The sequence below is a fragment of the Streptomyces sp. NPDC056128 genome, from assembly GCF_042263835.1.
Lineage (GTDB): Bacteria > Actinomycetota > Actinomycetes > Streptomycetales > Streptomycetaceae > Streptomyces.
Map to the genome: position 1 here is coordinate 592289 of NZ_JBHJVQ010000001.1, position 16146 is coordinate 608434.

The following is a 16146-nucleotide window of genomic DNA, read 5'->3' on the forward strand; positions in this document are numbered from 1 at the left end:
TTTGGTGAAGGTGATCAGTTGGCGGCAGAAGTGCCGAAGTAGCGGGTGTTCGCGGCGGCGATCGCGTCCCAGTCGGCGTCGAGGGCGAAGCGGACGACGTCCCAACTGGCGTTGAAGAGACGGTCCTCGGCTTCCTCGTCGCGCAGGGTGTCCTGTTCTTGGCCGGCGGTGTCCACGAAGACGGCTACGTTTCCGCCGGGCAGCCGGTACACGAAATCGGGCCGGGCGTTCGCCTCGGTGAGGAACGGCGCCACCTCGTCCGGCAGGCTCAGGCCGCGCGCCTTCGCCCAGCCCAGGAAGTCGCCTTGGGCGGCGAGTTCGGTGGCGGCCGACGCCTCCACCGCGGTCGCAGCCGCCGGGGTCTGGTCGAGCAGGCGGCGGAACTGCTCCGACCGCGACTCACCGCGTGCCTCACGCTCTGCCTTCGCCGACGCGAAACGCACCAACAGGTACCGGGCGGCGTGGCGGTTGATCTGGGCGTGGTCGAGCTGATTGCCGTAGGTCAGCAGACACTCGTAGCAGCCGAGCGCGCACGGGCGGTCCGGGTGCGGGCCGCCCAGGTCGGTGCCGTTCTCGTCGAAGTGGCAGATCGACAGGGCGTACCGGACCGCCTTGGCCAGCGCGTCCGGCTGCGCCTGGAGGCGGCGGAGTACGCCCGCGCCACCCTCGGCGGCCTCCATGAACAGGAATCGGCCCCGTGGTCCGCCGTCCGGCGGCAGCAACTCGCTGGAGAGCTCGGCGTCCTCCAGCTCGAACGCGGCCTCGATGCCCCGCTCCAACGCGTACATCAGGGACAGGGCCTCCGGCTCGGGCAGGGCTTCGTCGAGGGTGAGGACGAGGATGTTGCGGCGGTCCTCCACGTACGGGATGACGCGCTTCCTGCGGCGCCGTTCCTTGCCGTCCTCCTCGACCATCGGCAGCTCGCTGGAGTCACCGGAGGCCTCGGCGGCGTCCTTGTCGTTCATCCAGCGGCCGTCGGCGAGGTCGAGCCAGTAGCCCGCCGGCTCGTCCTTCTTGGCGCGCACTCGGCCGAGGTTGGTGATCCGTACGGTCGCCGAGTCGCCGTACGCCAGGTCGGCCAGTGGGGCGTCCGCGCTGTCGGTCACGGACGCGTTGAGGCGGCCCTTGCGGGTGCCGTGGTCCTGGAAGCGGTACGACGTCTCCATGCGGTAGCCGGCCCGGCGGCGCTCCTCCTCGTCGGAGGAGATCCGCTCCCGGCGCGTGGTGTACACGGTGTGCAGCTGGAGCAGGCCGTGGGTCGCCGCGCTGAGGGGCTCGTCGCACATCTGGCAGCGGTCCTGGCGTTCGGCCGGGTCGTGGTGGTAGCCGCAGTGCGCGCAGCGGCGGGCCTCGCTGGTGGCCAGGTCGCCGGAGGAGTCCGGCGGGAGCTGGATGCGGGTCACCTGGTAGCGGGCGCCCTCGTGGTAGATGAGCGCACCGGGACCGAACTCGCGGATGGCCAGGAACCGGGGGCGCTGGAGGTAGTCGCCCTCGCCGCGGCGTCGGCCGACCGTCGGGATGTACGCGGCCAGCGGCAGGCGGGGGAAGCTGTAGCCGGGCAGGAAGCCCTCGGAGGCGAGGTAGCGGTAGGGGTTGAAGTCCGACAGCACCGACTTGCTGTCGACGCTCTCGTTCATCAGCAGGTTGAGCTGGGTTTCGGCCTCGCGGCGGCGGGCGTTGGCCCGGTTGCGGTCGAGCTCCGTGAGGCTGTAGTCCAGGCGCCGCCTGTTCTGGATGTACTGGTCGTCGAGCGCGGCGCGGAACAGCTGACGCCACCGGTCGAAGGCCTGGTCGAAACGCTGGGGCACCGTGCGGACCCGGTCCTGGATCCAGTCGTCGTGCCACCACGTCGTGTCGGCGGCGAATCCAGGCAGCAGCGGTCCGAGCACCCGCAGCGCCGCGTCTACGGTGCGGTCCTGCGCGCTCTTGTCCAGGGAGGCGTCGAGGATGTCGGGCAGCAGGCCCAGCGCGGGGTTCGGGCGGTCGCCCGTGTCCGGGTACGACACGTCCAGGATCTCGGGTATCGCGCGGCCCAGCTTCAGTCCGGCCTCCGCGATCCATATGCCCTGCAGGTGCGAGAGGACCAGGTCCTCGTTGGCGAGGTCCAGACGGGGCGGGGCCACCGCGCCCGCCACCATCCGCTCCGAGCGGCGGAAGTAGTACTGGTCGTGGCTGTTGCCCGTCGCGCAGTACGTCGTCACCAACGCCGGCTGGCCGCTGCGGCCCGCACGGCCGGAACGTTGGGCGTAGTTGGCCGGAGTGGGCGGGACGTTGCGCATCATCACCGCGTTGAGGGAGGAGATGTCGACGCCCAGCTCCATGGTGGGGGAGCAGTACAGCAGCTTCAGCTCCGCCTTGCGGAACGCCTCCTCGCGCCGCTCCCGCTCCTCTGGCGCGACCTGGGCCGTGTGTTCGCGCGCGAACAAGCCGGACAGCGCGCTCGCCGCCTCCGTGTACAGCTCGCGGAAGAACGTGTTCACCCGCGGGCCGTCACCGCTGGGGTAGGTCCGCGTCAGCGGGTCGTGTGCGCCCGTCTCGCCCTTGCCGGCCCGCCAGACCAGCGACTGGGCCGCCACCCGGTATCCGGTCCGGGCCTCCGCGGTGGGCCGGCGGTAGCGGCCGCCCGCCCGCTGCGGGGCCTCGGACACCTCCTTCACCAGGCCGTTCGCGGCGAGCACCTTGAGCAGTTCGGCGATGACGAGTTGCAGGTCCTCGGGGGAAAGGTTCTTGAACGAGGGGTCGGCGCGCCTGAGGTACTTGCCGAACTTGCCGCGGGCGGAGAGGAACAGGCCGGAGCGGTTCAGTCCCCGGCCCGTCGACGGGTGCGGGTAGGCGGTGCCGACGTTCGGCCGGTCGGAGGCCGACAGCACCCACGGGTCCACCAGCCGTTCCTCGCTGGCCCGCTGCAACGCGTCGAAGTCGTCGCGGAAGTAGGCCACGTCGATGGCGAGGGAGCGGCGCATCTCGTTCAGCAGCGCCTTGGTGATCTCCGCCCGCAGGGCCGGGTCGGCGTCCCGCAGTGCCGTGTGGGTGTGCACCCAGCGGTCCTGCCTCTCCGCGACCCAGCGGAGGTCCGCGTAGTCGATCTCCAGCAGGCCCGTCTGCTCCAGGTTCGGCATGGTGATGCGCCAGCCGCGTTCCAGGTCGAGGTACAGCCGGAACGCGACCACGTCGCGCAGTGTCTTGGCCGCGGCCTTGGCGAGTGTCGGGGGCTGGTCGGCGTCGCCGGTGTAGTCCACGGGGCGGATCGCTAGAGCGTTCGTCACCGCCGAGGCCAGCTCTTCGTGGGTGACGCCGTCCTCACCCGCGTCCAGCGCCGCCCGGAAGAGGGCTCCACGCAGCTGAGTGATCTGCACGAAGTCGTTGAAGTGACCGGCCTGGAGGGAAGCGTCCTGGCGGTTGTCGACGAAGGTCAGAAGCTTGCGCGCCTCCTTGTCCAGGGCCTCCTCCGGCACCGACTTCAGCGACCGCACCACGGAGGCGGAGATGAGGGAGGTCGCCGAGGAACGACCCTCCTGGTCCAGCGTCGCGAGCTTGGCGAAGTCCCGGCCGCGCGTCTGCTCGTAGGCCACACCGCAGTGCAGACAGAACAGGAACGGTGACGGAATGAACGCGGCTTGCAGCTCACCCCGGCCCTCGTAGCCGAGCGGGTCCACTGTGACGGCGCGCGGCACTCGGTCGCGGTACGTCTTCTTGAGAACCTCTTGGCCCCTGTCGTCCAGTTCCAGCCAGGACTCCGGCAGGCGGCGGTCGTCGACGGCGTACTGGACGCTGGACGGCCAGGCCCGCTCCTGGTCGATGAAGAGGTAGCCGTCGCCCTGGCGTCCGCCGGTCGCCGAGGTGTCCCTGCGGGCCTCGTAGCGGACCTCGCCGTCCTTATCGTCGCGCCAGACGGTCAGGTACTCCTGGCCGCACTCCCGGCAGAAGGCCAGCGGCATCAGCACCTTGCCGCCGCTGCCCGGCTGCTCCAGCTGGTAGGAACGGGTCAGGTGGCGGGAGAGCTTGTCCTCCAGCGTGACGTAGACGGTGTCGCCCTTGGAGAGGAACTGGTGCAGCCGGAAGGCGAACAGCGGCCGGTCGGTGACCGGGTGCCGGGCCTGCGAGCCGGCCTCCAGGGTCGCCTCGACGGCCTTGGCACACTCCTCCTTGGAGACACCCGACTGCTCCGACAGCTCGGAAGCCGCCGCGTCCAGTGTGGTCGGCCGCCGGCGCATCAGGCGGCCTGTCACCTCGTCCGTGGCCAGACCGAAGCGGGTCTCGATCCAGCGGGCCAGCGGGTCGCGCACCAGGTCGGCGTACGCACGCGGCGCGGACGGTGAGGTCAGGCGCTCGGCGGGGACGCCGTCGGGCGCATCGTCGGTGGCGCGGACCAGGGTCTCACCGATGACGTGCTCCGGGCTGACCGTTGTGCCGAACAGCCTGCTCGCCATGTCGGCGACGACCTTCTTCTGGTCCTCGACGGTGCCCTCGGTCGACATGGTGGCCGAGGTGCCGATGCACTGCACGCCGGGCGCCTGGCAGGCCTCGCGGACGCGCCGGATCAGCAGGGCCACGTCGGCGCCCTGCCGGCCCCGGTAGGTGTGCAGCTCGTCGAAGAGCAGGAACTCCAGGCCCTTGGCCATCTTGATGAGGCTGGCCCGGTCGGCGGGCCGGGTCAGCATCAGCTCCAGCATCACGTAGTTGGTGAGCAGGATGTCCGGCGGGTTGTCCCGGATCTCCCGGCGCCTCGCGTCATCCTCCTGGCCCGTGTAGCGGGCGAAGGTGACCGGCTCGTGGCCCTGGCCGTAGCCGTCGCGCAGGTACTTCTCCAGCTCCTTGAGCTGACTGTTCGCCAGCGCATTCATCGGATACACGATGACGGCGCGCACTCGCTTGACGGCCTTCGGGCCTTCGGCGTCGCGCTCGTGCAGTACCCGGTTCACGATCGGGACGATGTACGACAGCGACTTGCCGGAGCCGGTGCCCGTGGTCAGCACGTACGAAGCGCCGAGCGCGGCGGCGTCGATGGCCTCGCGCTGGTGGCGGTGGAGCGTGAGCGGCCGGCCGTCCGGGACCGTGCCGCCCTCCGTCTTGCCGACCTGGAAGATACGGGCGCACTCCGAGTGGATGACCTGGTCGCCGACGAGTTCGGCAACGGTGCCGCCGTTCTGGAAGAACGGGTTGAGGGACAGCCACGGGTCCGGCCACTGTGACTTGTCGTCGAGATCCTTCTCCACGAAGGCCGCGACGCGGTCGTCCCGGATGACGGTGCCGCCCTCGGTGAAGTCGCGATAGTCCTTGATGAGGGAGCGGTGCACGCCGAAGACGTCCATCGCCGTGCCGGATGCGCTGACCGGCGCGGGCCGCGGGGCAGGCGTGGACGGGGCGACGGCGGCGCGGGCGGCGGTGGCGGCCAGCGGTCGTATCGGGTCGAGAGCGCTCCAGTGGCGGAGTTGTGGAGTGTCGCCGTCCCGCAGGGCCAGCGGGTGCAGGGCGTCACGTACTTCGGCCGCGGTCGCGGGACGGTCCGCCGGGTCCTTCGCCAGCAGCCGGCCGACGAGGCGGATCAGCTCGGAAGGGATTTCCGTACGGATGACGCCGAGGGGAGTCGGCTCGGTCTCGAGGTGCTTGCGGGCAAGCTCGAACGGGGACTCGCTGACGAAGGGCGGTACGCCGATGAGCATCTCGTACAGCACGCAGCCGAGCGCGTACAGGTCGGCGGCCTGGGTGACCTGGCGGGCCTCGAACTGCTCCGGTGCCATGTAGCGGGCGGTGCCGACGCTGACGCCGGTGCTGGTCAGCCGAGCCTCGTCCGGGTCGTCGACGATGCGGCCCATGCCGAAGTCGAGGACCTTGACGGTTCCGCCACGGGTCAGCATCAAGTTCGCGGGCTTCAGGTCGCGGTGCACCACGTCGGCAGCGTGGGCAGCGGCAAGACCGTCGGCGATCTGCGCGCCGATCGCGGCCGCCCACGACAGGGGCAGCTGATGTTCCTCCTCGATGAGGTCGCGCAGCGTCTCGCCGTCGAGGAACTCCATTACCAGGTACGGCAGTCCGTCGCCCCCGGCGACTCCACCCGCGATGAGTTTTGTGACGTTCGGGTGCTCGAGCCGGCGCATGATGCGGACCTCGCGCGCGAAGCGCTCCACCGCCTTCGTGTCCGATGCGGTGTCGATCAGGGCACCCGTGCGGCGGCGCAGGATCGTCTTCACGGCGACCGAGCGCCCGGGGCCGCCCTCCGGCGCCTGGAGATCCTCGGCCCGGTGAACCTCCCCCATGTTGCCCTTGCCAATGACCTGCCCGGTGCGGAATCTGCCGTCGATCAGCTCGTGGCCCATGGCCGTCCCCTCTTGTTTGGCCTCGCCGTCCCGTTCGAGAAACGACGTGCCCCTCGACACTTCGCGCTTCGCTGACGTCGTTTCAGGTGACGCGGCGAGTGAACTGTACACAAGATGAGAGTCGTGAACACGTTGATATTGTCAACGGGGTAGAACTAAGCTGGCTTGCGTCCAGGGGTTGACGGTGGAGATCGTGAGGCATCACATGGTCAGGGGGTCCGGCGTGCCCGTGTCGACGGCCGTGCTGAGCGAGTTGCTGAAGCGGCTGCGCCGTGTCGCGGTCGACGGTGTGGTGCCGGAGGGTGAGTTCACTCAGGGTGCGCGCATGCTCGGCTTGAGCGACGGCGAGCGAGCGCGACTGCGGGCCGAGTTGGCCCGGATGGGCCTCCCGGTGAGGGAAATGCATATGCACGTGGAGGTCGACTCGCCTAGCCGTGAAAAGGTTGTAGGCGATCGTGAAGAAAATGTGTCTGCGCGTGTTCTGCTCGTTCAGGCACTGCTCACCCGATACGAGGACGACGCCGGATACTTGTCGCCCCAGGTCGTCGAGGGCGTGGTGCGACTGGCAGGGCTTGATACCCGAGAGGCCGCGGAGCTGCGGGCAGGGGCGAGTGTGCGACCTGCTGCGGACGCTGACGCGGAGGGGGATGCCCGGTTGTCCGAAGAGCCCCTGGAGGCCTCAGCGGCGTCTACGGCCGACAAGACCGCCGCCGTCGTGCCGATGGGCGACCTCGTCGGCGCAGTGGCGGCCGCCCGGGCTGTGCTGGAAACCGACCGGTTCGAACGCAGTCCGCACAGGCGGCTACTGAGTGCCGAGGCCGAAGTGGGGCTGACCGCACTTGTGCGGGGCGGGGCGGAAAGGATCGCACAGGAACCCGGCGAGGATGAGCTCAAGGCGCTACCGCGCGGCGACGTTCGAGTCCGGGCACGCGACTGTCTGGTCCTTCACAATCTGCGGCTTGTGCATTCCCTGGTACGCCCCCATCTGAACCAGGGCCTCGACCACGACGACCTGGTGCAGCACGGAGTACTCGGGTTGATGAGGGCCACGCGGAAGTTCGACCCGACCATGGGAAACAAGTTTTCCACCTACGCCACCTGGTGGATCCGGCAGGCCATCACCCGGGCCATCGCGGACGAGGGCGCGTTGATCCGGATTCCCGTGCACATGCACGAACAGATGCGCAAAGTGGCCAAGGCCGAGCGCGGCCTGGCCGCCGAGGGGCGGTACGCGAGCGCCGGGGACGTCGCGGTGCGGTGCGACATGACCCTGCAGAAGGTGGAGGAGATTCGCCGCCTCACCCGTCGCACCGACTCCCTCGACCGCGTCATCGGAGACGGTGCGACGCTGGGGGACCTCGTGGCCCGGACGCATCTCCTGCCGTCGGTCGACCAGCAGGTGATTGGTGCTCTGTTCGTCGAAGCCGTTCTGGATGTGGTGGACACCTTCACCGAGCGGGAGGCGCGGATCCTCGTGCGGCGGCTCGGGCTTGATGGGGACGCGCCGTCGACCCTGGACGATCTCGGGCGCGAGTTCGGCGTCACCCGGGAGCGCATCCGGCAGATCGAGGGCAAGGCGCGGCCTGTGCTGCGAGAGCGAGTGCGCGCGGCGGGCCTCGTCGGTCTGGACGCTGCGTGTGAGGAGGCCGAGCTTGCGGCGGAGCGGGCGGCCGAGGCCAGGAGGACGGTGCGGTACGCCCGTGCCACCCACGCGGCCCGGGCCGCCCGGGCTCGCCTCGCCCTCCGCAAGGCCAGGGCGGAGCGCCTCGCCAGGGCCACCGCGGAGCAGGAGCAGCTGCCGGAGAACGAACAGGGGGCTGCGGCTTCGGTGCAGACTCCCGTGGCGAGGGAGGGGGCGGAGACCGGAGACGCGCCAAGTGCCGTCGAGGAGGTCAGCATCCGGAACGAGGTGGTTGACGAGGCGGGCGCGGACGTTGGCGAGGCGGCTGACGCCGGGGCCACGAACGTGGTCGTGGCCGATTGGGAGCGTGCCTGCCGGATGGCGGAAGCACCCGTCGACCAGGTCTCGTGGCTCGCCGGATACGTACGGGCGGCCCTGGGCGACGACGGCTTGGCCGTACTGGTGGGGCAGTCGGCTGCCGACCTGGTGCTGCGGCAGGCCCCGGAGGAGAGTCTTCCGCGTCCGGTGCTGACCGCACTGGAGGTGCTGCGTCGTGTACTTGACGCCCTGGTGGCGGCGGGACGGCGCCCGGAGGACTTCTTCGACTGCCCTGCCGAAGCCCTTGTCGGGGGGACGCCCCGCAGTTACCTCGCGACCAGGCCTCTGGTGAACCGCGAGTCGCGGCTGGCCGTGCGGGACAGCCTGCGGGAGTTTCTGGCTTCGGTGCCGGCCGGTCCGCAGGAGGCGGAGGTGCAGGAGCAGACGAGAACCAGCGAAGCCTCTGGTGCGGCACCGCAGGCCACCGCCGACTGGAACAAGGCCCTGACACTGACGCAGTCGCCCATGGGCGGGGGAGTGTCCTGGCTAGCCGAGTATGCGCTGCTGGCTCTTGGACATCTGCAACTGACCGTACTGCTCGGACCGTCCGTGGGGGATGCCGTAGTGCGGTCGGCGCGGCAGCGGGGGACGCTCGACCGGCCCGTGGTGGAGGCGCTCGAAGTCGTCAAGACGGTTCTCGACGCCGTCAAGGACGCGAGGCTGCGGCCCGAGCACTTCTTCGAGCGGCCGGCTGCTGCTCTGGACGGGGCGACTCCCCGGGCGTACCTGGCCTCAGAGCCGCTGGTAGTGGCCGAGTCGCGACTCGCCGTCGGTGTGGCCCTACAGGAGTTTGTCGCGGAACATCGAGCAGCGCCTCCTGCCGCGTCCGTTCCGGCCGAGTCGGTTCCGGCCGGACCGTCGCCGGTCGATGCTTCCGAGGCGTCACTCGCCGATGCCGATGCCGATGCCGATGCCGATGCCGACGCCCGCGCTCGGTACGAGGCCGATCTCGCGTCCCTCGCAAGAGAACACCAGCGTCACCTGAGCGAAGTGCGGAGTGCCGCCGACGAGCGCGTCGCGGCCGTCCGGGCGGAGGCCGAGCGGCAGCTCGACGCGCTCGAAGAGCAGCTGCTGCTCCGGGCGGACCGGGCACGGGAACGCCGTGAGGCGTATGTGCGGCGCCTGGCCGAGGAGCGCGTGGCGGAGCTGGAAGCCCAGCAACGCGAGGCGCACGAGGTGTTGCTGCGCAGGGCCGAAGTCGCGGAGGAGACGGCCCGAGGTTCGGCACGGGGTGAGCAGCGGACACGCGAGCTGGAACAGGGACTCGCCGAGTACCGCGAGGGTGCCGAGGCCCGGATCAGAGAGCTGGAGTCACGGTTGAGGGACGACCGGGCAGCCGCCGAGGAGCGTCAGCGGGCCGCGCAGTCGGCGCGCGAGGAGTACCGCCAGGGTGCCCAACTGCGTGTCGCCGAGGCCGAGGCGCGACTGCGGGAGGCCGAGGCGGCCGTCGCCCAGCGGGACCTGTTCGTCGAGGCGGCCCGCCGGCACGCCGGAGAGGCCGAGCAGCATGCGGCGCAGCGGATCGCCCAGAGCGAGCACAGTGCTTGGCTGCGCATCACCGATCTGCAGGCGCAACTCACTGACCTGCAGGCACAACTCAGCCACGTACAGGGGCAGCTGGCCGCAGAGCAGGAAGAGGCCTCGAGTCGTACCTCGATCCGCGACCGCTGGCGACGCTCCTGAGCCGCGTCGGCCACCACACCCCCCCGTCCGCGCGCCTCACGGACCCGAACACCACCAGGAACACCATGGATCCCCGACAGGAACTCGTCTCCTACCTCCGGCGACAGCTCGTCGGCCCGGCCGAGGGCGAACATGAAACGCTCGACGCCCCGCCCGACCGGCAGTACCTCATGGGCACCCTGTATCCGCAGGAGGCCGACCTCCAGCGTCAGTTGGACGCGGCCGCCGAAGAGCTGGACGGTGCCGGTACGGAGAGCCGGGCCGAGGAAACCGCGCCCGCCACCGATCCCGTTCCCGAGTCCAACTCCTGGTTGCCCTCCTCTCTCGGCTTCAGCTTCTACACCGACGCGGACACCGTGGAGATCGACTGCTCCGCCGCACGCTACGAAACCCGGGCCGGGACGAGCGAGCGGGGCCGGAGCTGGCAGCGGATCCCCCTGCCGGCCGAGACGCACCAGCTCGCCCCCGATCGAGATCAGGTCACGGTCCTGGACGGGCGGGCCGAGCTTCGCGTCCGGCACCGGGCGTTCGGCACCGGCAGGCTCATCACCGTCGCTCTGGTCAACGCGGCCCGCCACGAGCCCGAACTCGGCAAGTCCGCCCACTGGGACCGGATGTTGTTCCAGGTGGAGCTCCGGGCCCGGCCCGTGGACGGCAGGGTGCTCCAGTACCCCAGCATCCGGCTGGCCAGCCGCGACACTGAGGAGCAGGAACTCCGCCTGCAGTACCGGCACGTCCGCACCCACGCCGTCGGCCACGGGTGCGCGGTCGCGGAACGGCACGACGACGCCGGGGACCAGGTGACCGAGCTGAGCGCGGCCGTCATGCCGGAGGCCGAGGTCACCGGCGTACGGGCTGCGGGGCTCAGCGGTTCGCCGGTGCTCGATCTGCTGCACCTCGCCGATCCCGCCGTACCGGTGGAGCAACTGCGCGAGGAACTGGCCGAGTTCGCGGCGCATTACCGGGCCTGGTACGTCGGGCAGCTGAACGAGAAGATTCCCGGGTGGGGGCGCGCGGCCGCCGCCCGGGTTCTCGGCCGCATCGGCGCGGCCGTCACCCGCATCGAGTCGGGGGTCCGCACTCTGTGCGACCCGAGTCGCCCCGAACTGCTGCACGCGTTTCGCGCCGCCAACCGCGCGATGGCCTTGCAGATGCGCCATTCCGCGGCCGATCTCGCGGGCAGCCGACGCTCCCCCCGGGAGGCCGTGCCGCCGGATCCGGAGCCGCACCAGGGGGCCACCTGGCGCCCCTTCCAGCTGGCGTTCTTCCTGCTCGCCGTCGACGGCACGGCCGACCCGCGGCACCCGGACCGGGCCGTGACGGACCTGATCTGGTTCCCGACCGGCGGTGGCAAGACCGAGGCGTATCTGCTGCTGGCCGCCTTCGCCATGGTGCTGCGACGGCGGGAACCGGACGGCGGGGGAACGGCCGTACTCAGCCGGTACACCCTCAGCCTGCTCACCACCCAGCAGTTCCAGCGCGCCGCCACCACCGTGTGCGCCTTGGAGACTCTGCGTCGCGCGGACCCGGCCGTGTACGGAACCGAGCCGTTCTCCATCGGCCTATGGGTGGGCGAGACCACCACCCCGAACACCTACGACAAGGCCCGCACCGCCTACGAGAACGCGCGCCAGGCCGCCCAGCCCGACGACGTCTTCATCCTCGATCGCTGCCCCTGGTGCGGCACGCGCATCCTGCCCGCACACAAGTCACCGGATGCGCGCGACTACGGGGTACGCGCCACGGCGGACTCCTTCGCCTTCTTCTGCCCGAGGCGTGAATGCGTCTTCCACGACGAACTCCCCGTCGCCGTCGTGGACGAGCACCTCTACGACCGGCCGCCGACGTTCGTCCTCGGGACCGTGGACAAGTTCGCCCGGCTCGCCTGGGAGCCGCGCGCCGGCAGGCTGTTCGGAGCGGGGAGCGGGACCGGCGGGGGAACCATGCCTCCTTCGCTCGTCATCCAGGACGAGCTGCACCTGCTCACCGGCCCGCTCGGCACGACCGTCGGACTGTACGAGTCGGCGGTCCTCGGGCTGTGCGCCGGGCCCGACGGCACCGGCCCCAAGGTCGTGGCGTCCACAGCGACGATCCGCCGCTCCGGGGAGCAGGTCCGTGCACTGTACGGCGGCAGCGTCCAGCTCTTCCCGCCGGCCGGCCTGGACGCCCGCCACTCCTACTTCGCCGAGCCCGACACTTCCCGGCCCGGACGCCGCTACCTCGGTGTCATGGCCCAGGGGCACACGGCCGGCCGGGCCGCCGTGGCCACCGCCGCCGCCCTTCTGCAGGGAGCCTGGGAGCTGCCGCGGGAACACCGGGACGCCTACTGGACACTGGTCGCCTACCACCACAGCCTGCGGGAGCTCGGCCGCACGGTCACGGCCGCGGCCGACGACATTCCCGCCCAGCTCGCCGGACTGGACACGGGCAACGGCGTACGGGCACTGCCGGACAACCAGGTGCAGGAACTGACGAGCAACCTTCCACGCGCCGAACAGCCCGTGCTGCTGGACCGGTTGGAAAAGGACTGGGACGACCCGCAGTCGGTGGCGTTCCTGCCCTGCACGAACATGCTGTCCGTCGGCGTGGACGTCAAGAGGCTCGCGCTGATGCTGATGCAGGGGCAGCCCAAGACGACCGCCGAATACATCCAGGCCACCAGCCGGGTGGGCAGGCACAGTGTGCCCGGACTCGTCGTGACGTTCTTCAACGCGACCCGGCCCAGGGACCGGTCGCATTACGAAACCTTCGACGTGTACCACCGGTCGTTGTACCGGCACGTGGAGCCCACCAGTGTCACTCCCTGGTCGGTGCCCTCCCGACGGCGGGCCCTGCACGCCGCGCTGGTCGTCCTCGTCCGGCACCGGCTCGGGCTCGCCGCCGAGAACCAGGCCGGGCTGGTCCTGGATCGCATCCCCGAGGTGGAAGCGCTGGCGGAGGAGCTGGCCGCGCGCGCCGTGGCCGCCGAACCCGGCGTCGGCGACGCAGTGCCGGGGGAACTGGCGGGCCTGATCGCCGACTGGGAGGACGCGGCACGGCAGGCCCGCAAGGACGGCCGAGAGCTGTACTACCGCAGCCAGGGCAAGGGCCAGTCCAACCTGATCAAGAGCTTCGAGCAGAACTACGGCCTCTGGGAGACACCGAACTCCATGCGCAACGTGGACCGGGAGTGCCAGGTGACGGTGAAGGGAGCGGACCTGTGAGCCGCACACTGCGGGTACGCCAGTCGCAGACGGTGGTGCCGTTCGGCGTGGGAGCCGTCTTCGACATCCAGGGCGAGTCCTTCGCCGCCACCGGTATCGGAGACTGGCCGTCCAGGGGCAGGCAGCGGGTCGAATCCGGCCGTCTCGCCTCACGGCTGGGCGTCACCGGGTTCTACGCCGCCCCGGCGACAGCGAACGACCGTTTCGACGTCCCCGACGCACCGGGGGCGCCGTACATCCGCTTCCCGTCCTGGTTGTTCTGCGGCTCCTGCAGGCGGATGAAGCGCTGGCGGATCGCAGACGAGAAGCCCGGTCAGCCACCGCGCTGCCCGTCCTGCTCACCGGCCCGGACGCTGGCGCCCATGCGGTTCGTGCAGATCTGCCAAGCCGGGCACCTCAGCGACGTCGACTGGTGGTTCTGGGCCCACTCGCGGCGCGATCCCGGTGAACGGCGGCGCTGCGAGGAGCGGGACAGGTTGCGCTTCCTGGTCTCGGAGCGGGCCTCCGGCCTCGAGGCGCTCTCCGTGTCCTGCACCGCCAAGGGCTGCGGCGCTTCCCGGGACCTGCTCGACATCCTGGGCACACACGGTATGCGCTGCTCGGGACGGAACCCGTGGCAGCGGGCGAACGAGCGGGTGGAATGCGCACGGCCGGTACAGATCGTGCAGCGCACGGCCGGCAACCTGTACTACCCGATCGTGCACTCGGCCCTCGACATCCCCGAGACCGATGCACCGGCGGCTCACGGTGACGAGGCTGTCGTGGCAAAGGTCCGGGAGCACGACCTGTGGATCCCCCTGTGCCGGGTGGCCGCGACACCACGGGCCGCCGCGTTCCGCACGATGATCCGGGAGGACACGGGTGCCGACGACGCCCTCTTGGACGCGCTGATCGCGGAGGAGACGGGGGAGGCCCAACCCTCTCCCGGCGCGGCGTCGTCCGATCCGCAGACCGGACCGGCCCGCCCCGACCTCAGCCGTGAGGAATGGGCCGCCTTCACCGCGCCCACTCCGCCGGCCACCCGGGACTTCGCATTGCGGGAGACCACCCTCGGCCTGGCGGGTGAGAGCGTCGACCCGTGGGCCACGCTCGGCCGCCGTTTCGGCAGGATCGTCCTCGCCGACCGGCTCCGCGAGGTGCGCGCCCTGTCCGGCTTCACGAGGGTTTCCCCGGACGCGACCGTCGTACCGGCCGACACCGCCCGCCGGCTCAAGTGGCTGCCGGCGGTTGAGGTGTTCGGCGAAGGCATCTTCCTCACCCTGGACCGGGCCGGCCTCGCCACCTGGGAGACGGACGGGGGCGTACGCAAGCGCGTCAGCGGTATGCGGGCCGACCTGGACCGTTCCTTCCAACGGGATCGCCTGGAAGCCCTCACCGGCCCGGAACTCACCCCTCGATTCGTCCTCCTCCACACGCTCGCCCACCTGCTGATCCGTCAGCTGTCCTTCGACTCCGGATACACCACAGCGAGCCTGCGCGAACGCGTCTACGCCCGCCCTGAGCAGGACCAGTACGGCATCCTCGTCTACACCGCGGCCGGGGACGCCGAGGGCACGCTCGGCGGACTCGTGCGCCAGGGCGAGCCGCCACGTCTCGCGGAGACACTGCTGCGCATGACGGAGGCCGCCGCCTGGTGTTCGGCCGACCCGCTGTGCTCCGAACACACGGGCCAGGGCTTCGGCAACCTCAACCGCGCGGCATGCCACGCATGCGCGCTGCTGCCGGAGACCAGCTGTGAGACCGGAAACACCCTCCTGGACCGGACCCTCGTCGTCGGCGGTGAGCACGTGCCCGGCTTCCTGGAGCCGATCGTCACCACCGCACGAGCCGCCGCAGCTGACGCGTTGGAGGAGTCATGAACCTCACCTACCTCGACCTGACCCCCGACCAGCGGGCCAGTCTGGATGGCCTTCCCTTCGACGGCAACCACCTGGTCAGCGGACCACCAGGCAGCGGCAAGAGCATCCTGGCAGCTCAACGTGCCGTCATGCTCAGCCTCACCGGTACCCCGGTCGCACTGCTCACCCGTTCCAACCTTCTCCGGCAGTCGCTGGCTGGGACGGTCCACGGCCTGGCCTCCGCCGACCGGCGCGTGCGGGTCACGACGGCACACGCCTGGCTCGCCCAGTGGTACGGCGGCAAGGCTCCGAGCACCGCGGACGGGTGGTTTGACTGGAGCGCACTGTTCGAACGGGCGGCCGACACCGGCCAGGTGCCAGGCCTCACTCTGGTCGTCGACGAGGGGCAAGACCTGCCGCCCGAGTTCTACCGGCTCTGCCGGATGCTCGGTGCCAGCCTCACGGTCTTCGCGGACGAATGCCAGCGCCTCACCGACACGCACTCCACACTCGACGAGATCGCCGGAAGGCTCGGCCAGTGCGCCCGCCACGCCCTCGACGGGAATCACCGCAACACGGAACAGATCGCTTCCTTCGCCGTTCATTTCCGTACGAGGGCCGGTGCGCCGGTCCTGCCCGACCGGCAGGGCCCGCCACCGCGGCTGCACCGGTTCCCCGAGCGGGGTGCGGCCGATCTGCTTGCGCTGCTCACCGAGCGGCACCCCGGAGAAACCATCGGCGTGATAGTCAACTCCAAGCACACCCAGTTCTCCCTGCTGGGCAGTCTGTCGCGTCGGGCGCCGCGGCTGAAGCCCCAGCTGTACACGTCGGACGCCAAGGGAGGCCAGTATCGAAATCTCGACCTCGGCCGCCCGGGCATCGTCATCGTCCACCGGGCCAGCGCCAAGGGCTTGGGCTTCGACACCGTCGTCATTCCGGACACCCACACGGACGCGGCCGTGGATCCCACTTCGGCGGCCCTGCGCATGACGTACTACGTTCTCGCGACCCGTGCTCGGCGTGAGCTACATCTCGGCTACGAAGGGGAGTCGGAACCACCACTGCTCGCCCAGGTGGGCAGAGGTGACCTGATGCGGGGCTGACGG

General features: G+C 70.5%; 5 protein-coding genes. 4 read left to right on the top strand and 1 reads right to left on the bottom strand.

Annotation, left to right across the window (positions count from 1 at the left end; genetic code table 11):
- Positions 1 to 14 precede the first annotated feature (14 nt).
- A complete protein-coding gene (locus tag ACFC1X_RS02600; protein WP_376348098.1) occupies positions 15 to 6317 on the bottom strand; it encodes a protein kinase in 6303 nt (2100 codons plus the stop codon).
- Between the two features lie 184 nt (positions 6318 to 6501).
- On the opposite strand from ACFC1X_RS02600, the gene ACFC1X_RS02605 reads away from it, so the two are divergent.
- The 4 genes from ACFC1X_RS02605 (at position 6502) to ACFC1X_RS02620 (ending at position 16143) form a co-directional block, all read left to right on the top strand.
- Complete coding sequence (locus tag ACFC1X_RS02605; protein WP_376348526.1) at positions 6502 to 9999, top strand: sigma-70 family RNA polymerase sigma factor; 3498 nt, start codon at positions 6502 to 6504, stop codon at positions 9997 to 9999.
- 65 nt (positions 10000 to 10064) lie between these two features.
- On the top strand, positions 10065 to 13202 hold the full coding sequence (locus tag ACFC1X_RS02610; protein WP_376348099.1) for a helicase-related protein: 3138 nt from the start codon (positions 10065 to 10067) through the stop codon (positions 13200 to 13202).
- On the top strand, positions 13199 to 15061 hold the full coding sequence (gene drmB, locus ACFC1X_RS02615) for a DrmB family protein (protein ID WP_376348101.1): 1863 nt from the start codon (positions 13199 to 13201) through the stop codon (positions 15059 to 15061). Before ACFC1X_RS02610 ends, drmB begins: the two co-directional genes overlap by 4 nt.
- Complete coding sequence (locus ACFC1X_RS02620) at positions 15058 to 16143, top strand: DNA helicase (RefSeq protein WP_376348103.1); 1086 nt, start codon at positions 15058 to 15060, stop codon at positions 16141 to 16143. The genes drmB and ACFC1X_RS02620 overlap by 4 nt, the downstream gene beginning before the upstream one ends.
- The last annotated feature ends 3 nt before the right edge of the window (positions 16144 to 16146 follow it).

What these genes read in the sequence shown, in the direction of transcription:
- ACFC1X_RS02600 (WP_376348098.1), bottom strand. Translation starts at nt 6,317, where the DNA reads ATGGGCCACGAGCTGATCGACGGCAGATTCCGCACCGGGCAGGTCATT.
- ACFC1X_RS02610 (WP_376348099.1), top strand. Translation starts at nt 10,065, where the DNA reads ATGGATCCCCGACAGGAACTCGTCTCCTACCTCCGGCGACAGCTCGTC.
- ACFC1X_RS02620 (WP_376348103.1), top strand. Translation starts at nt 15,058, where the DNA reads ATGAACCTCACCTACCTCGACCTGACCCCCGACCAGCGGGCCAGTCTG.